This window comes from Levilinea saccharolytica (assembly GCF_001306035.1).
Taxonomy (GTDB): Bacteria; Chloroflexota; Anaerolineae; order Anaerolineales; family Anaerolineaceae; genus Levilinea; species Levilinea saccharolytica.
In genome coordinates this window covers 1-20,982 of record NZ_LGCM01000021.1, presented here as the reverse complement: position 1 = coordinate 20,982, position 20,982 = coordinate 1, and the positions used below count along the sequence as shown (strand labels likewise).

At 58.7% G+C, this 20,982-nt stretch carries 19 protein-coding genes; 6 read left to right on the top strand and 13 right to left on the bottom strand.

From position 1 onward, the window contains the following. Positions 1-5: 5 nt before the first annotated feature. The 3 genes from sufB to ADN01_RS05405 all read right to left on the bottom strand — a co-directional run bounded on the left by sufB (position 6) and on the right by ADN01_RS05405 (position 6,498). On the bottom strand, positions 6-1,418 hold the full coding sequence (gene sufB, locus ADN01_RS05415) for a Fe-S cluster assembly protein SufB (RefSeq protein ID WP_062418174.1): 1,413 nt from the start codon (positions 1,416-1,418) through the stop codon (positions 6-8). A gap of 36 nt (positions 1,419-1,454) precedes the next feature. Then, positions 1,455-2,234: a Fe-S cluster assembly ATPase SufC gene (sufC, locus tag ADN01_RS05410; RefSeq protein ID WP_062418173.1), complete on the bottom strand. Its 780-nt coding sequence runs from the start codon at positions 2,232-2,234 to the stop codon at positions 1,455-1,457. A 190-nt stretch (positions 2,235-2,424) separates the two neighbouring features. Beyond that, positions 2,425-6,498 (bottom strand): carboxypeptidase regulatory-like domain-containing protein, encoded by a 4,074-nt coding sequence (locus ADN01_RS05405; RefSeq protein ID WP_062418172.1) that lies wholly within the window; start codon positions 6,496-6,498, stop codon positions 2,425-2,427. A 246-nt stretch (positions 6,499-6,744) separates the two neighbouring features. Between ADN01_RS05405 and ADN01_RS05400 the strand changes: the two genes are divergently transcribed. Together ADN01_RS05400 and ADN01_RS05395 are read left to right on the top strand one after the other, a co-directional pair. Further along, a complete protein-coding gene (locus tag ADN01_RS05400) occupies positions 6,745-7,380 on the top strand; it encodes a helix-turn-helix transcriptional regulator (RefSeq protein WP_062418171.1) in 636 nt (211 codons plus the stop codon). Next, a complete protein-coding gene (locus ADN01_RS05395; protein WP_062418170.1) occupies positions 7,377-7,730 on the top strand; it encodes a metal-sulfur cluster assembly factor in 354 nt (117 codons plus the stop codon). Before ADN01_RS05400 ends, ADN01_RS05395 begins: the two co-directional genes overlap by 4 nt. Before the next feature lie 81 nt (positions 7,731-7,811). On the opposite strand, the gene ADN01_RS05390 is transcribed toward ADN01_RS05395, so the two are convergent. Continuing rightward, positions 7,812-8,150 carry an SCP2 sterol-binding domain-containing protein gene (locus ADN01_RS05390; RefSeq protein WP_062418169.1) on the bottom strand — a complete coding sequence of 113 codons (339 nt, stop codon included), beginning with the start codon at positions 8,148-8,150 and terminating at the stop codon, positions 7,812-7,814. A gap of 173 nt (positions 8,151-8,323) precedes the next feature. Here ADN01_RS05390 and corA point away from each other — a divergent pair, with 173 nt between their 5' ends. Beyond that, positions 8,324-9,301 carry a magnesium/cobalt transporter CorA gene (gene corA / locus ADN01_RS05385; protein ID WP_062418168.1) on the top strand — a complete coding sequence of 326 codons (978 nt, stop codon included), beginning with the start codon at positions 8,324-8,326 and terminating at the stop codon, positions 9,299-9,301. Here the strand turns inward: corA and ADN01_RS05380 are convergent. Continuing rightward, positions 9,298-10,479, bottom strand: coding sequence for a hypothetical protein (locus ADN01_RS05380; protein ID WP_062418167.1), 1,182 nt, complete (start codon positions 10,477-10,479; stop codon positions 9,298-9,300). The genes corA and ADN01_RS05380 overlap by 4 nt on opposite strands. 131 nt (positions 10,480-10,610) lie before the next feature. Here ADN01_RS05380 and ADN01_RS05375 point away from each other — a divergent pair, with 131 nt between their 5' ends. Then, complete coding sequence (locus ADN01_RS05375) at positions 10,611-11,447, top strand: DegV family protein (RefSeq protein ID WP_062418166.1); 837 nt, start codon at positions 10,611-10,613, stop codon at positions 11,445-11,447. A 75-nt stretch (positions 11,448-11,522) separates the two neighbouring features. Here ADN01_RS05375 and ADN01_RS05370 read toward each other — a convergent pair whose 3' ends face one another. The 4 genes from ADN01_RS05370 to fni all read right to left on the bottom strand — a co-directional run bounded on the left by ADN01_RS05370 (position 11,523) and on the right by fni (position 15,727). Next, positions 11,523-12,701, bottom strand: coding sequence for an aminotransferase class I/II-fold pyridoxal phosphate-dependent enzyme (locus tag ADN01_RS05370; protein WP_062418165.1), 1,179 nt, complete (start codon positions 12,699-12,701; stop codon positions 11,523-11,525). 162 nt (positions 12,702-12,863) lie between these two features. Next, positions 12,864-13,442 carry a GTP cyclohydrolase I FolE gene (gene folE, locus ADN01_RS05365; RefSeq protein WP_082142768.1) on the bottom strand — a complete coding sequence of 193 codons (579 nt, stop codon included), beginning with the start codon at positions 13,440-13,442 and terminating at the stop codon, positions 12,864-12,866. A gap of 213 nt (positions 13,443-13,655) precedes the next feature. Then, positions 13,656-14,663 (bottom strand): polyprenyl synthetase family protein, encoded by a 1,008-nt coding sequence (locus ADN01_RS05360; protein ID WP_062418164.1) that lies wholly within the window; start codon positions 14,661-14,663, stop codon positions 13,656-13,658. A 32-nt stretch (positions 14,664-14,695) separates the two neighbouring features. Then, entirely contained in the window at positions 14,696-15,727 is a 1,032-nt protein-coding gene (fni, locus tag ADN01_RS05355) for a type 2 isopentenyl-diphosphate Delta-isomerase (protein WP_062418163.1), read from the bottom strand. Positions 15,728-15,939: 212 nt separating this feature from the next. On the opposite strand from fni, the gene acpP reads away from it, so the two are divergent. Beyond that, a complete protein-coding gene (acpP, locus tag ADN01_RS05350) occupies positions 15,940-16,176 on the top strand; it encodes an acyl carrier protein (RefSeq protein ID WP_062418162.1) in 237 nt (78 codons plus the stop codon). 99 nt (positions 16,177-16,275) lie between these two features. Here acpP and sucD read toward each other — a convergent pair whose 3' ends face one another. The 4 genes from sucD to ADN01_RS05330 all read right to left on the bottom strand — a co-directional run bounded on the left by sucD (position 16,276) and on the right by ADN01_RS05330 (position 20,114). Continuing rightward, a complete protein-coding gene (gene sucD / locus ADN01_RS05345; protein ID WP_062418161.1) occupies positions 16,276-17,139 on the bottom strand; it encodes a succinate--CoA ligase subunit alpha in 864 nt (287 codons plus the stop codon). Next, entirely contained in the window at positions 17,136-18,278 is a 1,143-nt protein-coding gene (sucC, locus tag ADN01_RS05340) for an ADP-forming succinate--CoA ligase subunit beta (RefSeq protein ID WP_062418160.1), read from the bottom strand. The genes sucD and sucC overlap by 4 nt, the downstream gene beginning before the upstream one ends. A 175-nt stretch (positions 18,279-18,453) precedes the next feature. Continuing rightward, positions 18,454-19,533, bottom strand: coding sequence for an SPFH domain-containing protein (locus tag ADN01_RS05335; RefSeq protein ID WP_082142760.1), 1,080 nt, complete (start codon positions 19,531-19,533; stop codon positions 18,454-18,456). Positions 19,534-19,580: 47 nt separating this feature from the next. Then, on the bottom strand, positions 19,581-20,114 hold the full coding sequence (locus ADN01_RS05330) for a hypothetical protein (protein WP_062418158.1): 534 nt from the start codon (positions 20,112-20,114) through the stop codon (positions 19,581-19,583). A gap of 350 nt (positions 20,115-20,464) precedes the next feature. Between ADN01_RS05330 and ADN01_RS05325 the strand changes: the two genes are divergently transcribed. After that, positions 20,465-20,611 carry a Flp family type IVb pilin gene (locus ADN01_RS05325; protein WP_062418157.1) on the top strand — a complete coding sequence of 49 codons (147 nt, stop codon included), beginning with the start codon at positions 20,465-20,467 and terminating at the stop codon, positions 20,609-20,611. The last annotated feature ends 371 nt before the right edge of the window (positions 20,612-20,982 follow it).

Here is a 20,982-nt window from a genome sequence, read left to right as displayed (position 1 = left end):
CTTCCTCAACCGATGGAGCCTTCCATTTGGAGCTGGATCAGGCGGTTCATTTCCACGGCATATTCCATGGGCAGTTCCTTGACCAGCGGTTCAATAAAACCAGAAACCACCATCGTGGTCGCTTCTTCCTCGCTCAACCCGCGGCTCATCAGGTAAAAGAGCTGTTCCTCGCCTACCTTCGACACAGACGCTTCGTGCCCAATATTGACCCGCTCTTGATCAATCTCAATATACGGATAGGTATCCGAACGCGACTGTGGATCCAACAGCAGCGCATCGCAGACCACATTCGAACGCGAATTGACCGCATCGCGGTGTACTTTCAGCAGCCCGCGGTACGAAGACCGCCCGCCGCCGCGGCTGATGGATTTCGAGGTGATTTTGCTGCTCGTATCGGGTGCCAGATGCACCATTTTACCGCCCGCGTCCTGCTGCTGACCCGGCCCAGCAAAGGCCATCGAAAGGATTTCCCCGTGCGCGCCGCGCCCCACCAGGTAGCAGGAGGGGTATTTCATCGTCACCTTCGAACCCAGGTTGGCGTCCACCCATTCCATCGTGCCTTCTTCGTGGACGATGGCGCGCTGGGTCACCAGGTTATAAACGTTGGTCGACCAGTTCTGAATGGTGGAGTAGCGCACGCGCGCGCCCTTCTTCACCACAATTTCAATCACACCGCTGTGGAATGAATCGGTGGTGTACTGCGGGGCCGTGCAGCCTTCCACATAGTGCAGCTGCGCGCCTTCATCCGCGATGATCAGGGTGCGCTCAAACTGCCCGATGTTGGCCACGTTCAGGCGGAAATATGCCTGCAGCGGCAAATCCACCTTGACCCCCTTGGGCACATACACGAACGAACCGCCCGACCATACCGCGCTGTTCAAGGCCGCAAATTTGTTGTCCTCAATGGGGATGATCGTGCCAAAATGTTCGCGGAACAGGTCAGGATACTGGCGCAGGCCGTCCTCAATGCTCACAAAGATCACGCCCGCTTTTTCCAGGTGCTCCTGCACGCGGTGATACACCATCTCCGACTCGTACTGCGCCCCCAGCCCAGCCAAGAAGTGCTGCTCGGCTTCGGGGATGCCCAGGCGGTCAAAGGTCTTCTTAATATCATCCGGCACATCGTCCCAGGAACGGCCTTCCTTGTCCGAGGGCTTCACATAATAAATCAAATCGTCCAGATTCAGGCTCGATAAATCTGGCCCCCAGGTGGGAATGGGCCGCGCCTGAAAATGGGCCAGGGCCTTCAGGCGAAAATCCAACATCCACTGCGGCTCGCCCTTCATGGCCGAAATCTGCGCCACAACTTCCGCATTCAGGCCTTTGCCGGTGTTAAACACCGAGGTGTCGGGGTTGCTGAACCCGTATTTATACTCACCCAGCTTCTCTAAATATTCGGCTTGCGGGTTTGAACTCATCATCGCCTCCAGGCAGTCAGGTCACATACCAGTAATTTAGCCGTTAACCGCTTCGCCTTCGTACTTTTCACGCACCCATTCGTAGCCGTGCTCTTCCAGGCTCAGGGCCAGTTCCGGGCCGCCCGATTCCACAATGCGCCCGCCCAACATCACGTGCACAAAATCCGGCTGGATGTAATTCAGGATGCGCTGGTAATGGGTGATCACCATCACGCCCAGGTCTTTTCCGCGAAGCGTGTTCACGCCTTCGGAGACAATCCGCAGCGCGTCAATATCCAGCCCTGAGTCGGTCTCATCCAACACGGCGATTTCCGGCTTCAGTGTCGCCATCTGCAAAATTTCGGCGCGCTTCTTCTCACCGCCCGAAAAGCCGTCGTTTAAGTAACGTCCGGCAAAGGCGTGATCCATCCGCAGCATATCCATCTTTTCTTTGAGCATCTTGCGGAATTCGGGAATAGGCATGCCCTTATCTTCCGGGTTAACTGCCTTACGGCGCGCGTTCAGGGCGGTGCGCAGGAAGTTCGCCAGCGTCACCCCCGGGATCGCCACCGGGTACTGGAACGCCAGGAAAAGCCCCAGCCGAGAGCGTTCGTCCGTTTCCATCTCTAGAATGTTCTGGCCGTTAAACAAAATCTCGCCGTCTGTCACCTCATAGGCCGGATGGCCCATGATCGTGTACGAAAGCGTGGATTTCCCCGTGCCGTTGGGGCCCATGATGGCATGCACCTCGCCGGATTTTACAGTTAAATCCAATCCCTTGAGGATTTCTTTTCCTTCGATGCTGACATGTAAATTGCGAATCTCCAGAACGGACATGGAAGCGCTGCTCCTTTTTGCACAATTTCATTTCGGCGAACCGAAATGCAGTTGATGTATGAAATCTGGCCGGATTATATCATAATAGAGGTAATTCGGTCAATATTTATTATAATATTCTTATATATTCTAATATCTTAAAGAACCAACCGCCGCGGTCTTCTGCGGCGGTTGGTGTAAAAATCAGCGGTTAAGCCTGTCGTTCCAGCCAGGCCAGGGCCTGCTCTGCTGCGCCGTGCCCCAGCTTTGCCGCCCGTAAGAAGCAGCGCTGCGCCGTCGCCCGATCCCCCTGGCGGGCAGCCGCCCACCCCAGCCACAGCCACGCATCCGCGTTGTCCGGCTGCTGTTCCAGTACCTTGCGTAAAATTGCGTACCCCTGGCGGATGTTGCCGCCCTTCACCTGCTGAATCCCCTGTGCCAACAGATCCACCCCATCCACGCGCTCGCGCGGCACCACCTGCGGCGGACGCGCCGCCATACGTTCTTCCGTCTTTGGCGCTGCGGGCGGCGCGGGCGCCGGGGTCACCACCGCAGCCTGCTCCGGTGCAGGCTCTGGCGTGGGAGCAAACTGCGCTTGTCGTCCTTCCAACCCTTCCGGCTGGCTTTCAGTGGCCGCGGCAGCCTCCAGGCGGGCTTCCGTCTCGCGTTCGCGGCGGCGAATCCCCCGCCGAATCAGCACCCACAACAGCAGCACCAACAGCAGCAAAATCAGCCCGACCAGAACCAACCACAACACCGGCGTATTCATATTCAAATTCGGCAGCCCCGGCAGCACAATGCCAGGGGCAGTAGCCGGAGTCGGCTCACCTACCGCACCAGCCGGCGCATCTTCGGTGGGAGCCGCGGCCGCCTGGCGCACGTCCACGCGCACGCTCACCCCGCGGTAGGTTCCCGCTGCGTCAGATGCCGTCAGCGAAATATCATGCACCCCTTCGCTCAGTCGCGCAAAAACTTGCGGCCCGCTGCCCAGCACACCGTCCAGATTGGAATTCCATTCCATCCGTTCGCCGGTGATGGCCCCATCCTCCAGGTCGTATGCGTACCCGCGCAGCCAGACCCCCTGAGTTGAGGCGCCGCCCCCATCCAACGGCGAAAGAATGACAGCTACCGGCGCGTGATCCGTCACCGTCACCGCTCCAGCCGACTGGGCCGAGGTACTGTAGAAGCCGTCGCTGGCGTCCACCCGCAGCCAAAGCGGCTTTCCCCCCGGCAGCCGGGCGGGGTCCACAGCCAGTTCACTGGCGCGGATCCCCGTCGACATGGGGTTCCATGTCTGTCCTTCATCCTGGCTATACGAAACCGTGTAGCTCAGGGCGTCCCCATCCGCGTCCGAAGCCTGCCAGCGCACCCAGGCCGTTTGCCCGTCCGCCCAGGCTTCTCCGCCTGCTGGTTCCAGCAGGGTCAGCATCGGCGGGTTAGCCGAAGCCGTCCGCCGGGCCAATTCCGTTTCACCCCGCACCACCACCAAAGAAGCCGCCAGCTCTGTGTCCGCGGTAAAACTGGCCGTGATAAAATCCACGCCGATGTTTTGCCCCAGGGTGGGATGCAGGTAATCCAATTCCTGGCACATCTGCTCCAGCACGTTTTCTTCTGCGTCGCGCACCTGCAGGCAGGTCCCCGTTTCACCCCCCACCAGCGGCGGCATGCGTGAGGCGATGCGGAAAGCCGGCAGAATCTCCGCTTGCCCCGATTGTCGGATCACCGCAGCCGTCAGCAGCTGCCCTTCCGCGGGCGCGCGCATGTCTCGCGGCAGCCCCGCCGCCAGCCGCCCGCCTACGGGAAGATCTCCGCCCGAAAGGAACACATCCTGATTGGCAAAGCCGGTACCAAAAGCCTGCGCCGTCGCCGGAGAAACCCAGGCCGGTGTGCAGTACGACAACACATCAAAAGTGGCCGCCGGGTCAAACAGCTCAAAGCCCGATGCGCTCACCCGCGCTCCCCAGCCTCCCAGGGTACCTGTGGTGTTCGCCTCGCCCCACCAGCAAGCCAGACGGTTTTTGGCAGCCGTTGGGCGCAGCCCGTTCGCGTTCAGCAAATGGCCCATTTCGCGCGTCAGCGTCTGGCCGGAATCCATCGTTTTCAGGTTAAAGGTGCAGGTGGAAGCGCCCACAGCCACTCTTCCGATCGAAGGCAGCGTATCGCCGTGCGACCAGCCCGTATCCGCCAGGCTGCACTGCCCGTCGTTTTGTGTATCCGGGTGCGTCCAGGCCATCACCCGACCGGGGGCTTCCCCACCTGCCCACCGTCCTTCACGGGCCGTGCGCTCATACAGCAGCCGCAGGGTCAGCAGATAATCCGTCACCGCCGGGCAGCCGCTGCCGCCGCTCAAAGCCGGGCAATCCAGGGTGCTTTCAAAGGTCTGAAAAATCCCCGGCTGGTACACATAGGTCAACCCATCCGGAGCCAACGGCAGCATATCCCACAAATCGCGCACAGCCTCTTGAGCTGCGCTGCGGTCTGGCAGCAGGGTCTGTTGCGCGGGTTCCGGCGTGCCGGCTCCCGCCGCTGGGCGGTATCCCAGATCAAACCAGGCCAGCCGCAGTCGGATCCCCGGCGCAAAGGTCAGGCTCGTTTCGCGCTGTGTGCCCCCCACGTCCGCAGTCAGCCGCAGGGTACCGCTCAGCCACTCCTCAGGCAGCAGGAAATTCAGACTGCGCTGCGGGTCGCCCTGCTGCTGCGTCCAATCTTCATGGAAAGCCGTGATGCTGACCGGTTCCGGCATCAGCATCCCCAAATCGCGTCCTTCTCCGCTCACCCCCCGCAGCGTCCCTGTGACCCCCGCCAGCTCGGTACAGCCCTCGCCGCAGTCCACATACACGCGCACCACAGTGGGCTTGCCCGCCGTCAGCTGCCCTTCTCCGTCCACCGCTTGAATCGCTTGAATATGAGAGATAAACAGCCCGTCCGCCTGGGCAGCCTCAAACACCACCGCCTCACCCCCCTGGCGCAAATTCACCTGCTGCTCTGACGGTTGAAATTGATACCCGCTCAACACCGGCCGCAGCGCGTAGCTGCCCGCGCTCAAATGCTGGAAGCTGAAACGTCCGTCCGCACCGGTCAGGGCCGGCTCAGAATCCGCCAAATGCACGCTCACTCCCGCCAGGGGCTGCCCATCCGCTGTTCGCACCACCCCCTCCAGAGTCAGGCTCGGCTCCAGCCCTCCGCCCGCCGCAGCGCTGGGGCTAAAGGCCGCCCCCTCCACCGAGGTGATCCACTGCATCTGCGATCCGTCAGTGCGCACCGAAGCCAGGTTTAATCCCGCATTGCCCGTCTGAGCGTCAGGCCGCTGCGTGAAAACAATCCGATCTCCCTCCGCTGTCCAGCAGAAATCTGCAAACGGCAAACCTGAAACCAGCAGCAGCAGCCCGCTGCCGTCCGGCCGCACCAAATAGATCTCAGCTTGAGCGTCGGGCTGCGGGGTAAACAAAGCCCGCTGACCCATAGCGGGGTCTGAGGCAAAGGCAATCCAGCTTCCATCCGGTGACCACTGCGGCGAATGATCCCCCTCGTGCGCGCTCAAAGCCAGATCCGCGCTGCCTTCCGCCGTCTCCACTACATGGATGCCGCTTTGCCCGCCGCCCGCAGCCGCATAAGCGATGCGTTTCCCGTCCGGCGACCAGGCGGGTGAAAACTGGGCCGTCCCTAGCTGCGAAATCAGCGCGCGGCGTTCACCGCTTTGCGTTTGGATCAGCACCACCTGACTTTCAGGGTAAGGGGTTTCAGAAGGGCCAAACGGAGCGCAGATCGCCGCCAGTTGGTCTCCCCTCGGCGACCAAACCGGCTGCCAACAGGCCTCATTTTCCGCGCTGTGGGCCTTCAGACTGCCGCTGCCGTCCGCCGCAGCGGTGTAAACGCGCAGCTTACCGCCCGCAATAGGCGCCGCTGAAAAGGCCAGCTGCTGGCCGTCCGGCGACCAGGCCAAATCCCGCACCGTTAATGTGTCGGGGCTCAGCCGCAGCCGGTTTTGACCTCCGGCGTCCATCACTACCAGCCCAGCGGCCTCCCCTTGCCCCTCCAAAAAGGCCAGGCGCGTACCGTCCGGTGAAAAGCGCGGCAAATCTTCACGCGCCGGGGTATCTGTCAGGGCCACAGCTGTCCCCCCGTCGGAGCGCGCCCAATACAGATCTGTGCCTCCGGCGTTTTCCGCCGCGTAAACCACCCAGCTCACCGCTTTGGTTTGGGTTAGCCCGCGGGTCGCCCCCTGAAACCACAGTCCCCCCAACGCCGCGGCAGCCGCCAGTAAAATTCGCCCAATCGAATTCAAATCCACCTGCCTTTGAACCTTCGAAAGAATTGCACCTGTACGTATTATAACGTGAGATATCCAAATTGATTCCGTGCAGCTGTACCCACTCTCCCGCTCAGCGAATATTTAGGATATAAATCTTATATATTGACATTATTGAAACGCCTGTGATATACTGCCCACATGCGGTACGTTCCGCATCTCTCTTCGCCCCGCGCAGAGAGAAGGCTGTACCCTTTTATGGATAGCATACGTGATGTCCCGATGAAAAGCACCCGAGACCGAATCTTACACACCCTGCTTAATCACCCGCGCTGCAGCATCAACGAATTGGCTGATGCGGTGGGCATTAACGGTATTTCCGTCCGCCACCACCTCAGCAATTTGCAGGGCGATGGGCTGATTGCCGTTGAAGAAGAACGCCACGGTGTGGGCCGCCCTCGCCTGGTGTACTCTCTCACCGAAAAAGGCATGGAGCGCTTCCCCACCCGCTACCTTCGCCTCACCAACCGTTTGCTGGATCAGCTCAAAGAAACCCTGCCGTCCGAGGTGGTGGACCGCCTCTTCGTCCAGATGGCCACCGACCTGGGCACAGATATCGCCCAAAAAGTGCAGGCCCTGCCCATTGAAGAGAAATTGGAAGTGATCAAAGAAGTGCTTTCTCAAGAAGGTTTTTCCGTGGAATGGGAAAAACAAGGCGATCATTATTTGATCCACGAAATTAGCTGCCCCTACTACCAGGTGGGCCAACAGCACCCCGAAGTCTGCTCCCTGGATCAAACCCTCATCTCCACCGTCCTGGCCATCCCCACCGCCAAGGTCCAATGCCTGCTGCGCGGCGACCAGCACTGCACCTATATCGTTTCAGATCTTGCTCCCTCGGAGGATCAACCCGCATGACCACCCCCACCCCCCCAGGATCCAACCAGCCTGTTTGGCAGGCTGAAAGTGAACATCCCGAACTTTGCGCCGCTCTGCGCGATGGACTGCGGGAAGTGATTGATCCCGAAATTGGCCTCAATATCATTCAGCTTGGCCTTATTCGCGATGTCACTATCGAAGCCGATCACGCCCTGATTCGCATGATCCTCACCACCCCCTTTTGCCCTTACGGCCCAGCCATGATCGAAAGCACCCGCCAAAAGGCTGAATCGATTTTAGAGCGCCCCACCCATGTGGACCTGGGTCTGGATGTGTGGGATTTTTCGATGATGGAAGAAGGGCTGGCCGACGATTGGGGTTTGTTCTAAGTCTGCCTTCATCCGCAAGAAACATCACCGCCGTGAGATGGCTGAGCCTTCCCACGGCGGTTTTTGTTCACCAGGTGCTGCCTAGAAACTGCGGTTGACGTTGAAGTAACTCACCAGTTTCATCGCCAGGCTCATATCCCCCCGGAGCTGAAGCTTGCCCAGCATAAACGCCTTCATTCCATCCAGTTTGCCTGTAAAAATATCCAGGCAATCCTGTGCCGACGCTAAAAAGGTCAAATTCGGGTTGGGGATCGTGCCCACTTCCGTCTTACATTGCTGATTGGCGATGGTGATCACCCAATCCCCGCCGCCCGGCCCGCTCAAATGCAGCTGCACGGTGGCATTCACCCCTGCCGCGCGTTCCGGCACAAAGGCTTCCGGCATTCGTTCCAACAGTTCCGCAATGGTATATTCGCTCATTTTTTCTCCCAGAAAACACCCTTTCACAAGGGCGGTAAAAGAAGCCCACCCACCGGCAAGCCGTCAGAAATTCCTTATCTACCAGTATAATTATAACGGTTATCACCCCAAACTCACGGACTCATCCCGCAAATTCGTGCACTTCATACGGCGATGGGATAGGAAACTCGGCCATGATCCAAATTTTTCTGTTTGACGAAGAAAAGAACTGCCATAAAGACCTCACCCTTGACCAAATCCGCATCAGTCTGCCGAATCCGGATCATTTATTGTGGGTTAATCTGGCCAATGCCACCCCCCAGGAAACGCAATATGTGTTGGGAGACCTATTCAATTTTCACCCGCTGACCATTGAAGACTGCCTCTCCGTCGGCTACCAACCCCCCAAAATTGACGACTTCGGCAGCTACCTTTTCCTCATCGTTCACGCCTTACACCCTGATCACCGCCTGGATACCCTGGAAACCTTCGAACTAAACCTCTATCTGGGTGAGAACTTTGTGGTCACCTGCTACGCCGAAGAGAGCATGCCGCCCGTCGAACGCGTCATTCAGCGCCTGGCCCGCGACCAACGCGTCTATCTCAACGGCTCTGATTTCCTTTGTCATGCGATCATCGACGCCCTGGTGGACGATTACATGCCCCTGGTGGATCAGCTCGATGATGAATTGGATGACCTGGAAGACGCCGTGCTGCAAAAACCCCACCCCATCACTCTCCAACGCATCCTGTCCATCAAGCACAGCCTGATGACCCTGCGCCGCATCCTCAGCCCCCAGCGAGAAATCATCAACCGCCTCACCCGTGATGAATTCCCCATGGTGGACAAGCAAAGCCAGATCTACTTCCGCGACATTTACGATCATCTGGTGCGCATCCAGGACCTCACCGAAACCCTGCGCGATATCGCCACCAGCGCCCTGGATATCTACCTGAATTCAACCTCCTTGCGCCTGAACGAAGTCATGAAGGCCCTCACCATCGTTTCCACCATCTTCCTGCCGCTGTCCTTCGTGGCCGGAGTCTACGGTATGAATTTTCATTTCATGCCAGAATTAACCCACCCCTGGGGATATCCCCTGGTGTGGGTTGTGTTTGCCCTCATCGCGGGTGGAATGGTCCTTTTCTTCAAAAAGCGCGGTTGGTTTTAGCCCAAAGCCCTGGCAACCGCCTGGTTCACATCCTCGCAGATCTCCGCGCCCAAAGCGCGCAGCGCTTCCGTTTTCTCGGGGTGCCCCGAGGCAATCCCCCAGCCCCGCACCTGCACAGCAACGGCCGCCTGAGCTAACAAGTCCGCCGCCCGCTGCACCGCCAGGATCCCCACCGGCGAATCTTCAAACACATGCACTTCCAGGCTCTCCGGCAGCATCCGTTTGGCTGTCTCTGCTGGGGTCGGGCTGGTCAACATCTCCGCCGCCCAATCCAGCGCGCCCACCTCGTCGCCGGTGAGGGCCGCCGCCATGCCCGCCAGGGCCTGCGTAGGCGCGGGCTTCAACAGCAAATCCGGTGATTTTCCCAGTTTCTTCCCCTGATACACCAGCCGCCCCCAGGCCACCGAGGGCAGCTCGCTCAGTCCCACAGCCTGCAGCGCCAGCTCGGCCTCCGGTGAATATTCCTCGCGCGGCTCGTTGGTCACCCCACGCGGCGGCAGGCTGGGCCGGGCAGTCAGCGCCGCAGCAAAATGCGCCCCGCTGCGCATCCCCGCCAAGATGCGCGCCGAGGTTTCCGGCGTCGCCAGCGGCTCATCCATCGCCAGCAGGTAAGAGGGCACCTCCAAATACGGCTCTTGGTCGTAATACTCGCGGAACATCTCCGCCCCCAGCGCCAGATTCTGGAAAAAGCGCGTGGTAGGGCAGCTCCACAGCGCCCGCGTGCGCCCCAGCAAATCTTCCAAAATCTCCCGCCCGCTCAGGTTTGGCAGCAAATGCGTACCGTTCCCGCGGCAAGCCGCCAGCAGCGCCTCTGAAGGCGAAGGCTCGCGCTTCATAAAAGGCCCCAGCGCGCGCACGCGCTCCCGCCATTCCACCCGCAGCTCGTGCAGGTCCAAATTCTCCATCGCGGTCTTCATCTGCACCAGTGTGCCCACCTGCGCCAGGTGCGGAAAGGCTCCCGCCGCCGCGTCCAACGCCACCGCCAACGAAACGGCGATCATATCCCATTCGGAGGTCACCCCCAGGGATTCAAACAGCGGCGGCAGGCCGTCATCCACCGCCAAATGGCTCAGGTGTAGATCTTCCAGAAAATACGTCAGCGTGTCGTGAACAGCAGCCCGGTAGCCGCGCGGCAGAATCAACACACCGTCCAGATCAAAGAGCAAAATACGCTTCAAAACACACCTCGCCGTGATGGAATAAAAACGGCTGAGCTTTCTCTCAGCCGTTCAGCCTGCGCGCAGACAGCAGAAAGCCTGCTATAATGTTGCCATTGTTTTCATCCGAAAATCATACAAAGGTGCCCATTATGATTCACATTATAACCGATAGCTGCGCTGACCTCAGCCCAGCCCTCAAAGAACGCTATCATATCCACACAGTCCCCCTCAGCGTATTCCTGGGCGGCCAAACCTACCTGGACGGTGAAGAAATTGGCCTGGCGGATCTGTTCGCCGGGGTTAAGCACCACAACCAGCTGCCCAAAACCTCCGCCGTGCCCCAGGGCAGGTTCGAAGCGGCCTTTCAGGCCCTGGACGGCGACTTGTTGGTGCTCACCATCAGCAGCCAGCTTTCCGCCACCTACCAGAGTGCCGTCCTGGCCAGCCAATCCTTTCCCGAGCGCACCATCCGTGTGGTGGACACCCTCAATCTGTCCACCGGCATCGGTCTGTTGGCCCTGCGCGCCGCGGAGCTGCGTGACGCTGGTAAAAGCCTGGATGAAATTGTCCAGGACATCACCCAAACCGCGCCCAAAATTCGCACTGCTTTTATCATCGACACCCTTGAATATCTCTACATGGGCGGGCGCTGTTCGGCCATGCAGAACGTCATGAGCAGCCTGCTGCAAATTCGCCCCGTCATTGAGTGCCGCCCCGACGGCACCCTCGGCATCCAAAGCAAAGTGCGCGGCACGCGCAAAAAAGCCCTCGCCAGCCTGGTGGAATCCTTCCGCAAAAATCTGGAGCAAATGGATCTGCACCGCGTGTTCATTACCCACACCGGCTGTGACGAAGACGCTCAGGCTGTTGCCGCAGAAATTGCTGCCCTGGCCCCCATCCAGGAGATTTGCATCACGCATGCCGGAGCCACCGTGGCCAGCCACTGCGGCCCCAATACCCTGGGCATCATCTACCTGGAAAAATAAGCCCTCCCCGGGTTAAAATCAAACGCGCGTGAGGCAGTGAAACCGGCCCTCACGCGCGTTTTTTTTGGATATCGCTTAGATCACGCCGATTTCTTTGCCAATCCGGCCGAAGATCTCCAACACGCGGTCCATCTGTTCATAGGTATGGGTGGCCATATAGCTGGTGCGCAGCAGTTGCATTCCCGGCGGAACCGCCGGGCTGATCACCGGGTTCACAAACACACCCGCGTCAAACAGCAGCTTCCAAAAAGCGAAAGTCTTCTGGTCATCCCCAATGATCACCGGAATGATGGGCGTCACCGACTCGCCCACGTTGAACCCCATCGAGCGGTAGCCCTTGCGCATGTATTCCGCAATTTCGTTGACATGCTGCGCCCGCTCAGGCTCGGTGCGCATCACATCCAGGGCCGCCAGGGCCGCGGCCGTGTTGGCAGGCGGGATGCTGGCGCTGAAAATGAGCGAACGCGCGTGGTGCTTAATGTAGCTGATCACATCCGCGTCCCCCGCCACAAACCCGCCCAGTGAAGCGAAGGACTTGCTGAAGGTGGACATGATCAAATCCACCGATTCGGTCAGGCCAAAATGCGCCGCCGTCCCCCGGCCGCCGCCCATTACGCCCATGCCGTGCGCGTCGTCCACCATCAGGCGCGCGCCGAACTTCTGGGCCACCTTCACCAGTTCCGGCAGCGGGGCCAAATCACCGCCCATGCTGAACAGCCCGTCCACCACAATCAATCGGCCGGCGTTCTCCGGCAGACATTCCATCACCCGTTCCAGGTGCTCCATGTCGTTGTGGCGGAAGCGCTCAATCTTGCCGTACCCCAGCCGTGCCCCATCCACAATGCTGGCGTGGTCGTCCTTGTCCAAAATCACCACGTCGCTGCGCCCCACCAGCGCGCTCACCGCCCCCAAATTGGCCTGCATCCCTGTCGAGAAGACCAGCGAGGCATCCTTGCCCACCCACTCTGCCAGTTCTTTTTCCAGCTGCTCGTGCATCTCCAGCGTCCCATTCAAAAAGCGGGAACCTGTGCAGCTTGTGCCGTAACGCGCCGTGGCCTGAATGGCCGCCTCGCGCACTTTGGGGTGGGTCGTCAGACCCAGATAATTGTTCGAACCGCACATAATCAACCGGTGGCCGCGGTACACCACCTCTGTGCCTTCGTTGTCAGTCAAAGGGATGAAAAATGGGTAAAACCCTTGTTCAATGGCTTCTTTGACGTCCGTGTACTCAAAACACTTCTTGAAGATATCCATGCGCGTTTCTCCTATGAATCGAGGGAACAATGAGGCTGCCCAGGCGGAGAATAATCTACCGTCCAATAATTCGCCTGGCTCGCCTGCCGATGATCTCCAACGCTGCCAGCCTTCACCCACGAAGATGCCAGCCGTCCGGAGAGGATCTACAATGAGAGCAATTTAAAAATGCAGGGGCATGGAACTGCGCGAGATATTATCCAAAAACTCCATGCGCGTGGCCATATTATTGCGAAATGCGCCCAACATGGCTGAGGTGGTCATGCGCGAGTCGTGCTTTTTCACGCCGCGCATCATCGAACACAGGTGCAGGGCTTCCACCACCACTGCCACCCCGCGCGGTTTCAGCAGCTCGTTCAAAAAGTCCGCGATCTGGCGGGTCATGCGCTCCTGCACCTGCAAGCGCCGCGCAAAAAGATCCACCACCCGTGGAATCTTAGAAAGCCCCAAAACGCGCCCATTGGGCATATAAGCCACATGCGCCCGCCCGATAAACGGCAGCATGTGGTGTTCGCATAAACTGTAAAATTCAATGTCCCGCACAATGACCATTTCATCGTACGAATCTTCAAACAGCGCCCCGTTGATCAAAGCTTCCGGGTCCATACGGTACCCCGCCAGCAATTCATCGTAGGCCCGCGCCACCCGTTCGGGCGTGCGCTGCAAGCCTTCGCGCTGGGGGTCTTCCCCCACCGCCGAAAGAATCTTCCGGACAGCATCTTGAATTGCGTCATGGTCCATCGTGGGACTTTCCAGTAAGGCCGCGGCCTGAATCAGCGAACCGTTTTTTCCTGCCATATCGTGCTCTGTTTACCCGCGCCCGTTCCTCGTGGCGAACTGCGCGGCTCCCTTCATAATCCTCGCGTATGATAAAGCCGCCCAGCCGACAGCCGGGCGCGCTTTGCAGACAGGCTGATTATACCCTGAAAACACAGAAAATGAACGCGCGGACGGTTACGCCTGGCGCTGCAAGAGGCCGTCAGCCAGCTCGCGCAGCGCCGCGCAGGCTTCCGCCTCACCTTCCAGGCTGTCCAGCGCCTCGCGCGACTGGCGCGTCAGGCGTTCAGCCTCGGCCAGGGTGTAAGCTTCGGCACCTTCTGCCGCCAACATGGCCGCCACCTCACCCACTTCTTCAGCGCTCACCGGCCCGCTCAGCCAGCGGCGGGCAAAGGCACCTCCCTGTGCCAAGGCATACACCACCGGCAAGGTTTTCTTGCCCGTCACCAGGTCGCTGCTGGTTGATTTGCCGATCTTGTCGGCGTTGCCCCAAATCCCCAGCCAATCGTCCAACACCTGAAAAGCCAACCCCAAAGACCAGCCAAAGGTGCGCAGGGCCATGCGCTGAGTCTCGCTGCCCCCCGCCGCCAACCCGCCCAATTCGGCACAGGCCGAAAGCAGCGCCGCGGTTTTTCCACCCACCATCGGCCAGTAATCGCTCAGCGGCAGGCTGCGCGCCTGTTCGTTGGCCATATCCAGATACTGTCCCTCGGTCAACGCCACACAGGTGTGGTTCAGTATTCTCGCGCCCTCCAGCCCCACACCCGGGTTTGCGCTGGTGCCCAGTTCCAAGATCGCCTGCTGGGCCAGGGTGAACATCAAATCCCCGGCGTTGATCGCCTGAGCCACACCCCATTTCTTCCAAACCGTGGGGCGTCCCCGCCGCACCTCACTCTGATCCTGAATATCGTCATGAATCAGCGAGAAATTGTGCAGAAGCTCCACACTTGCCGCCGCGGGCAGCGCCGCCCGCCAATTGCCGCCCACCGCCGCCGCGCTCAGCAGCACCAAAATCGGGCGGATGCGCTTGCCCTGTGCCTCGGGGCCGGCCCCTTCCCCCTGCCAACCCATATGGTAAGTGAGCATGCTCAGCAGTTCTGGGTAGGGCTGAATGGTGTAGACCACCTTTTGCAATTGCGCTTCCACATCGGGCCGCATCGCCGTCATCATCTCACGCAGTGCCATGTTGTCTGCCTCCCATGCCAGGGCCGCCTGGCTTATTCTGTCCGAATCAAACGCGTCCGGGCCAACTGCTCCAGGCTGCCAGCTCCCGCCGCGAACATGCAGATTTGCAGTTCCTGCCGAATTTCATCCACCGCGCCGATGGTCTCTTCGGTGGAAACCGCCGCCGCCTTTAAGAACGGCCCAGCCATCCCCCCCAATCTGGCTCCCAACGCGATGGACTTGGCAATATCCAACCCATCCCGCAGACCGCCCGATGCAAAAACCAGCAGGTCCGGTGCGCCGCTCTTTACTTCTAAAATGGAATCCGCGGTCGGCACACCCCAATGGCGAAAAGCTGCCGCCACCCGCGCCTGTCGTGGATCGGCGATGCGGTACATCTCCACCTGCGACCACGAGGTGCCGCCTGCCCCCGCCACGTCAATCGCGGCCACGCCGGCCTGTGCCAGCCGCCGCGCCGTAGCCGCCGAAAATCCCCAGCCCACTTCTTTCACAATTACGGGCACGCTCAGCGCCTTGCACACCGCCTCAATTTTGTGCAGCAGTCCTTTAAACTGCGTCTCGCCTTCCGGCTGCAGAGCCTCCTGCAAGGCGTTCAGGTGCAAAATCAGCGCGTCGGCCTCAGCCAGTTCCACCGCCCGCTGACATTCCGCCGTGCCGTAGCGGTAATTTAACTGTACCGCCCCCAGGTTAGCCAGCAGCAAAATATCCGGTGCAAATTTCCGCACCTGAAAGCTGTCCGCCAGTTCCGGATGCTCAATCGCCGCCCGCTGGGAACCCAAGCCCATGGCGATGCCGTGAAATTGGGCTGCCTCGGCCAGCCGCCGGTTAATCTCACCCGCCTCCTGTGTGCCCCCCGTCATCGAAGAAATCAGGATGGGCGCGCGTACGGTTCGCCCAAATAATTCCTGGCTCAGGTCAATTTCGGCCAGATTCAGGTCCGGCAGGGCCTCGTTTAAAAAACGATAGCGCTCCAAACCGGTGGTGACTCCCGACTGTACGTCTGCTTCCAGGTTGATGCGGATGTGATCCGCTTTACGGCCCGCAACTTGACTGTTATCTGGCATGGTTCCCTGCCCTGTTTTTTGAAGTATTGTATCAAAAATACGCCGCGCCGGCCGAGCGGTCTGTCGAAGCTTTCGGCGGCAGCGCACCCCGGCGCCCATCACGGGGTTATCATTAACCAGAACAAGGCGCGGAGGACTTGACAGATCTTCCGCTGAAGATACAATTCATACATACATGGATCAACCCATCCCTGGTAAATGGAGAACTACAAATGAGTGATACTTTTGAAGATGTGAAAACCGTCATCGCCGAAGTCCTGAAAATCGATGCCAGCAACCTCAACATGGAAACCCGCTTTATTGAGGATCTCAAAGCGGATTCGATGGATCAGTTTTTCCTGATTGACGGCTTTTGCGAAAAATTCGGTCTGAATATTTCTGACGATGATGCCCGCGCCATCAAGTCCGTCGGCGACGCCGTGAACTATATCAGTACACATAAAAACTAACCCGCGCTTACTTCACAATTCAGCCGTAAACCGCCCAGCCAGAAGTGGACCCAATCTGCTCCGGCTGGTTGTGGTTTACGGCTGTCTGTGCCGCTGACTCTACGCCAATAACGCTGGAATTTCCTCAGGGTGCCTGGCTACACGCACGCCAACTGCCTCCAGCGCCCGAATCTTCTCCGCTGCCGTCCCCGACCCCGATTCAATGATCGCCCCGGCGTGGCCCATGCGTTTGCCAGGCGGTGCCGCCTGGCCGGCGATGAAGGCCGCCGCCATCTTGGTCATGTGATGGCTGATGAAATCCGCGGCTTTTTCTTCTTCGCTGCCGCCAATTTCACCGATCAGTACTACTTTTTCGGTGTGAGGATCATTTTCAAACAGCTGCAGCACATCCACAAAATTGGTCCCGTTCACCGGATCGCCGCCGATGCCCACGCAGGTGCTGGCTCCCATCCCCGCCATCTTCAGCGCGTACAGCACCTCATAGGTCAGCGTCCCAGAGCGTGAGACAATGCCGATATTCCCTGGTATCGCGATATTCCCCGGGATAATGCCCACCTTGGCCCCCCCAGGCGTCAGCAGCCCCGGGCAGTTCGGCCCAATCAGACGTACATTCTTCTGGTCAAAGTAACGCCGCACTTCCATCATGTCGCGCACCGGAATGCCTTCGGTGATGCACACCACCAGTTCAATCCCCGCGTCCGCCGCCTCAAACATGGCGTCGGCCGCGGCCCGCGCTGGGACGAAAATTACACTGGTGTTGGCGCCGGTGTAATCCGCCGCCAGCCGCACCGAATCAAACACGGGAACTTTGCCGTCCAGCACCCATTCGCCGCCGCGCCCAGGCGTTACCCCCGCCACCACCTGCGTGCCGTACTCCACCATCTGCTGGGTGTGGAACAAGCCCTCATGGCCGGTGACGCCTTGCACCAATAAGCGCGTGGTTTTATCCACTAGAATGCTCATCGTCCCTCTCCCTTCGCCATGCGAACCGCGGTCTGGGCTGCATCCACCAGGGTTTCCGCCGTGACCATGTGTGCATCCCCCAACAGCCGCAATCCTTCGGCCGCATTGGTCCCCACCAGGCGCACCACCATGGGGATCTTCGGCTTCACTTCCGAGATCGCCCCCAAAATCCCCCGCGCCACTTCATCACAGCGGGTGATGCCGCCAAAGATGTTGATCAACACCACCTTCACTTTGGGATCGCTGAGAATAATGCGGAAAGCCGCCCCCACCTTTTCGGCGCTGGCCCCCCCACCGATGTCCAAAAAGTTGGCCGGGGTCCCGCCGTACAGTTGAATGATATCCATCGTGGCCATCGCCAGGCCGGCCCCGTTCACCATACAGCCAATTTCCCCGTCCAGCTGGATGTAAGACAGGCCGTATTTGCGCGCCTCCACTTCAGGTGCAGCCTCCACATCCAAATCGCGCATATCCGCCAGGTCAGGATGGCGGAACAGGGCGTTATCATCCACTACCATCTTGCCGTCCAGAGCCAACAGCCGGTTTTCCACGGTGATCACCAGCGGGTTAATTTCCGCCAACGACGCATCTGACTGGCTGTACGCGTTCCACAGCCCGTGGCAAATCTCCTGAAACCCTCGCCACAAATCGCGAGGCAAGTCAATCGAAACCGCCAGGTCGCGCGCCTGATAGTCCCGCAGGCCCAGCAGGGGATCAATATGAGTCTTGATGATCTTGTCCGGGCTGATCCGCGCCACTTCCTCGATCTCAACACCCCCCTCCGAGGAAGCCATCATCACTGGCCGGTTCATTGTGCGGTCATTGGTGATGCCCAGGTAAATCTCTTTCTGAATGCGAACGGTCTCATCCACCAGCAGCTTGCGCACCGGCAGCCCTTTGATGTCCATGCCCAGGATCACCGTGGCCAGTTCCTCTGCCTCTTTTGAGTTCTTGGCCAGTCGAATTCCACCGGCTTTCCCCCGTCCGCCCACCAACACCTGCGCCTTAATCACCACACGGCCGCCCAGCTCTTCGGCAATCTGCTTGGCTTCGCTGGCCGTGGCGGCTACCCGGCCGCGCGGTATCGGTATTTTATAGCGTGAAAAAATGGTTTTGGATTGGTACTCGTGAAGCTTCATCCGGTCTCCCCAGGCTTCCTAAAGAAGGATGTCCAAGCACCTACGAAAAAATTATATCATGGAAGGCCCCTGCAAAGTTTTGACAATCCCCAGGGGTTTCGCGGCCAGGCCAGGTCCTCAGAAAAAACAACCCGGCCACAGTGGACCGGGTTGCTAAAATTCGTTTCTGGGCCAATTAGCCCTTCAGGAACTCTTCCAAGGCCTCTTTGCTGATGCGGAAAGCGCTGCCGATCTTGCGCGCCTTCAGGTCACCGGCGTTGATCGCCGCGACCACATCTTCTTCCGACACCCGCAAGATCTGGGCAGCTTCTGCCGGGGTCATCACCGAAGGGATATTCGCCCCACCGGCTGCCGCTCCTGCGGTCGCGCCCGCGCCCACCGCAGCCCCTGTGGCCGCCGCACCCGCCGCCGGGGTCATGCCCGAAAGCGACTGGCTGAGCACGTTGCCGATACCCATCCCAGCGCCGATGCCAGCCGTCAGGCCAGCGCCGCCGGCCGGGTTCTGAGCCGCATCGCGCAGCGCATCCGCCGCCTGCAGTTGGGTATAGGTAGTCATGTCCAGCATACCCATCGCCCGCAGTTCCTCGGCAGACTTTTCGGAGGGCTTCAAGTTGCCAATGTAGAAGCTCTTCAGCAGCAAACCGATGGCCGCGAAGTCATCCTGCGCCTTGGCGCGCACGCCCGCGCTCAGTTCATCCGTCAGACCGATCAGTTCCACCACGCTGCTCTTGGCAGCGGTCTCGCCCAGCAGGTCTTGCAGCTTGGAAAGCAGCATCGTGCGCAGGCGGTTCTCAATGTCTGAAGTGCGGTAAATGCCCTGCGCGCCCACGATCTGGGTGATGAACTGCTGAGGATCCTTCACCTGGAAGCTGTAGGAGCCAAACGCCTGCAGCAGCGCCACGCCCAGGCCCATGCCGGGGTTGCGCACGATAATCGGCTGCGGGGTGCCCCATTTGCGATCCGCAAATTCTTTGACCGATACGTAATACACTTCCGCGGTGAAAGGCGTGCGGTCGTTAAACAGCTTTCCCACCAGGTCAATCAGCTTGGGAATGTTGGCCGTGACGATGGTATGCCGGCCAGGGCCAAAGCTGTCCAACGCCTGGCCGTCGCGGAAGAAGACCACCCGCTGCGATTCGCGTACAATCACCTGTGAGCCAATGCGCAGGTCCGCCACACCGGTTTCAGGAAAACGGTGTACCAGCTCATCAGCCATCTCACTGGGATACTCAACGACATCAAAAATTCTAGCCATGTTTTCGCTCCAATTCTGTAAATACGGTCGTCAGCAGGCTGCCCAAATTACTGGGCCGATCCCGTGATCCCGCCGATCATCACTTCCGACCGGCGGTTATAAGCGTCCACACTTTGCTGGGCGATAGCGGTCAGGTGGCGGATGGCCGCCGGCAAGCCGTCTGTGCCCATCGAGGTTTCCACGTTGTCCACCGCGTTTTTCACCTCATCGGCCGCGTCCAACAGAGCTAAATCATATTGATAGACCTGGGCCAATTCCTCTTCATTGATCTTGACCGCATCAAAAAAGCCGGAATATCCGTAGGAGGCGGTGCGCACCCGGTCAATGAACTGGCGCAGCTTAATCGCCGCAGCTTCCATATCGTCCACATAGGCAATCCCGCCCGTGCTGATCAAATCGCGCTGCAAGCCCGAAATGCGCTGCCATTGATCTTCGTAACGCTGCGCGACAGCCTGGCGCAGAATCTGATCTGCCTGCCGCCGGTTGGAGCGTTCAATATAGCCGCTGAAGCCAGGGATCTTGCTCAGCAGTTTCTTGAAGATATCTTGATCGCCAGTCACCCGTTCGAACAAATCGCTCATTTTGTTCCGTCCTCCATTTTCAGAATTGTTTCCGTATAGAAACCCATCCTTCGGGTCTCCTCCAATTGCTAAGTTGATTATAGCTTAATTCCAAACCCGCACAATAGCGCACTCCTTGTAGATTTTTGGCCCTAATTCACGATCACACTCTGCATGTATATACGCTCACAGCCCCCAAAAGTTGCACCTCCAGCCTGCCCACGCCCCGCTGGAGGCAGAAAAGGGAAAAAACGGAATAGTTCCTGTAAGGTGTTTGTAATGTCAAAGATCTTGTAATATTTTTCAAACCACTTATAATATGGACAAGTTCAAAAAAGAACGACTTTATGAACAGGAAGGAGGTGAAAAACATGTTGTTCGCTCCGAAGGAAAAAGGTCAAGGTCTGGTTGAGTACGCGTTGATTCTCGTTTTGGTGGCTGTTGTCGTCATTGTTATTCTCGCCCTCCTCGGCCCCGCGATCGGTAAGATCTTCTCCAATATTGTGAACGCTGTCTAGTACGGCTACCGTATCCAAACCATTTGAGTAAAAGATGAAGACCCAGCCGCTTGGTTGGGTCTTTTCTTTTGCTTTTTTTCCGAATTTATTGAGAAAATGGCATATTGCTTGCAATCCTTACAAAAATATATAGTCAGGAACATTTGTGCGATTCTGGTTTTGCCGTATAATTAGCTAGAGATGTCCTATGTACAATCAAGAATAGGAGGCTTTCATGGCCGCTGGTGGACGGCGTAGAAGTGGTTTAGAACCTATCCCAAAATTAGACAGAGGAGGATATGAGCCGAGGCGAGTTTGAGAAAAGCCATCCAGTTTTCCGGTTTTTTGCACCACCGGATTTTGATGCTACGGCGCTTGGCTAACCATCCAAG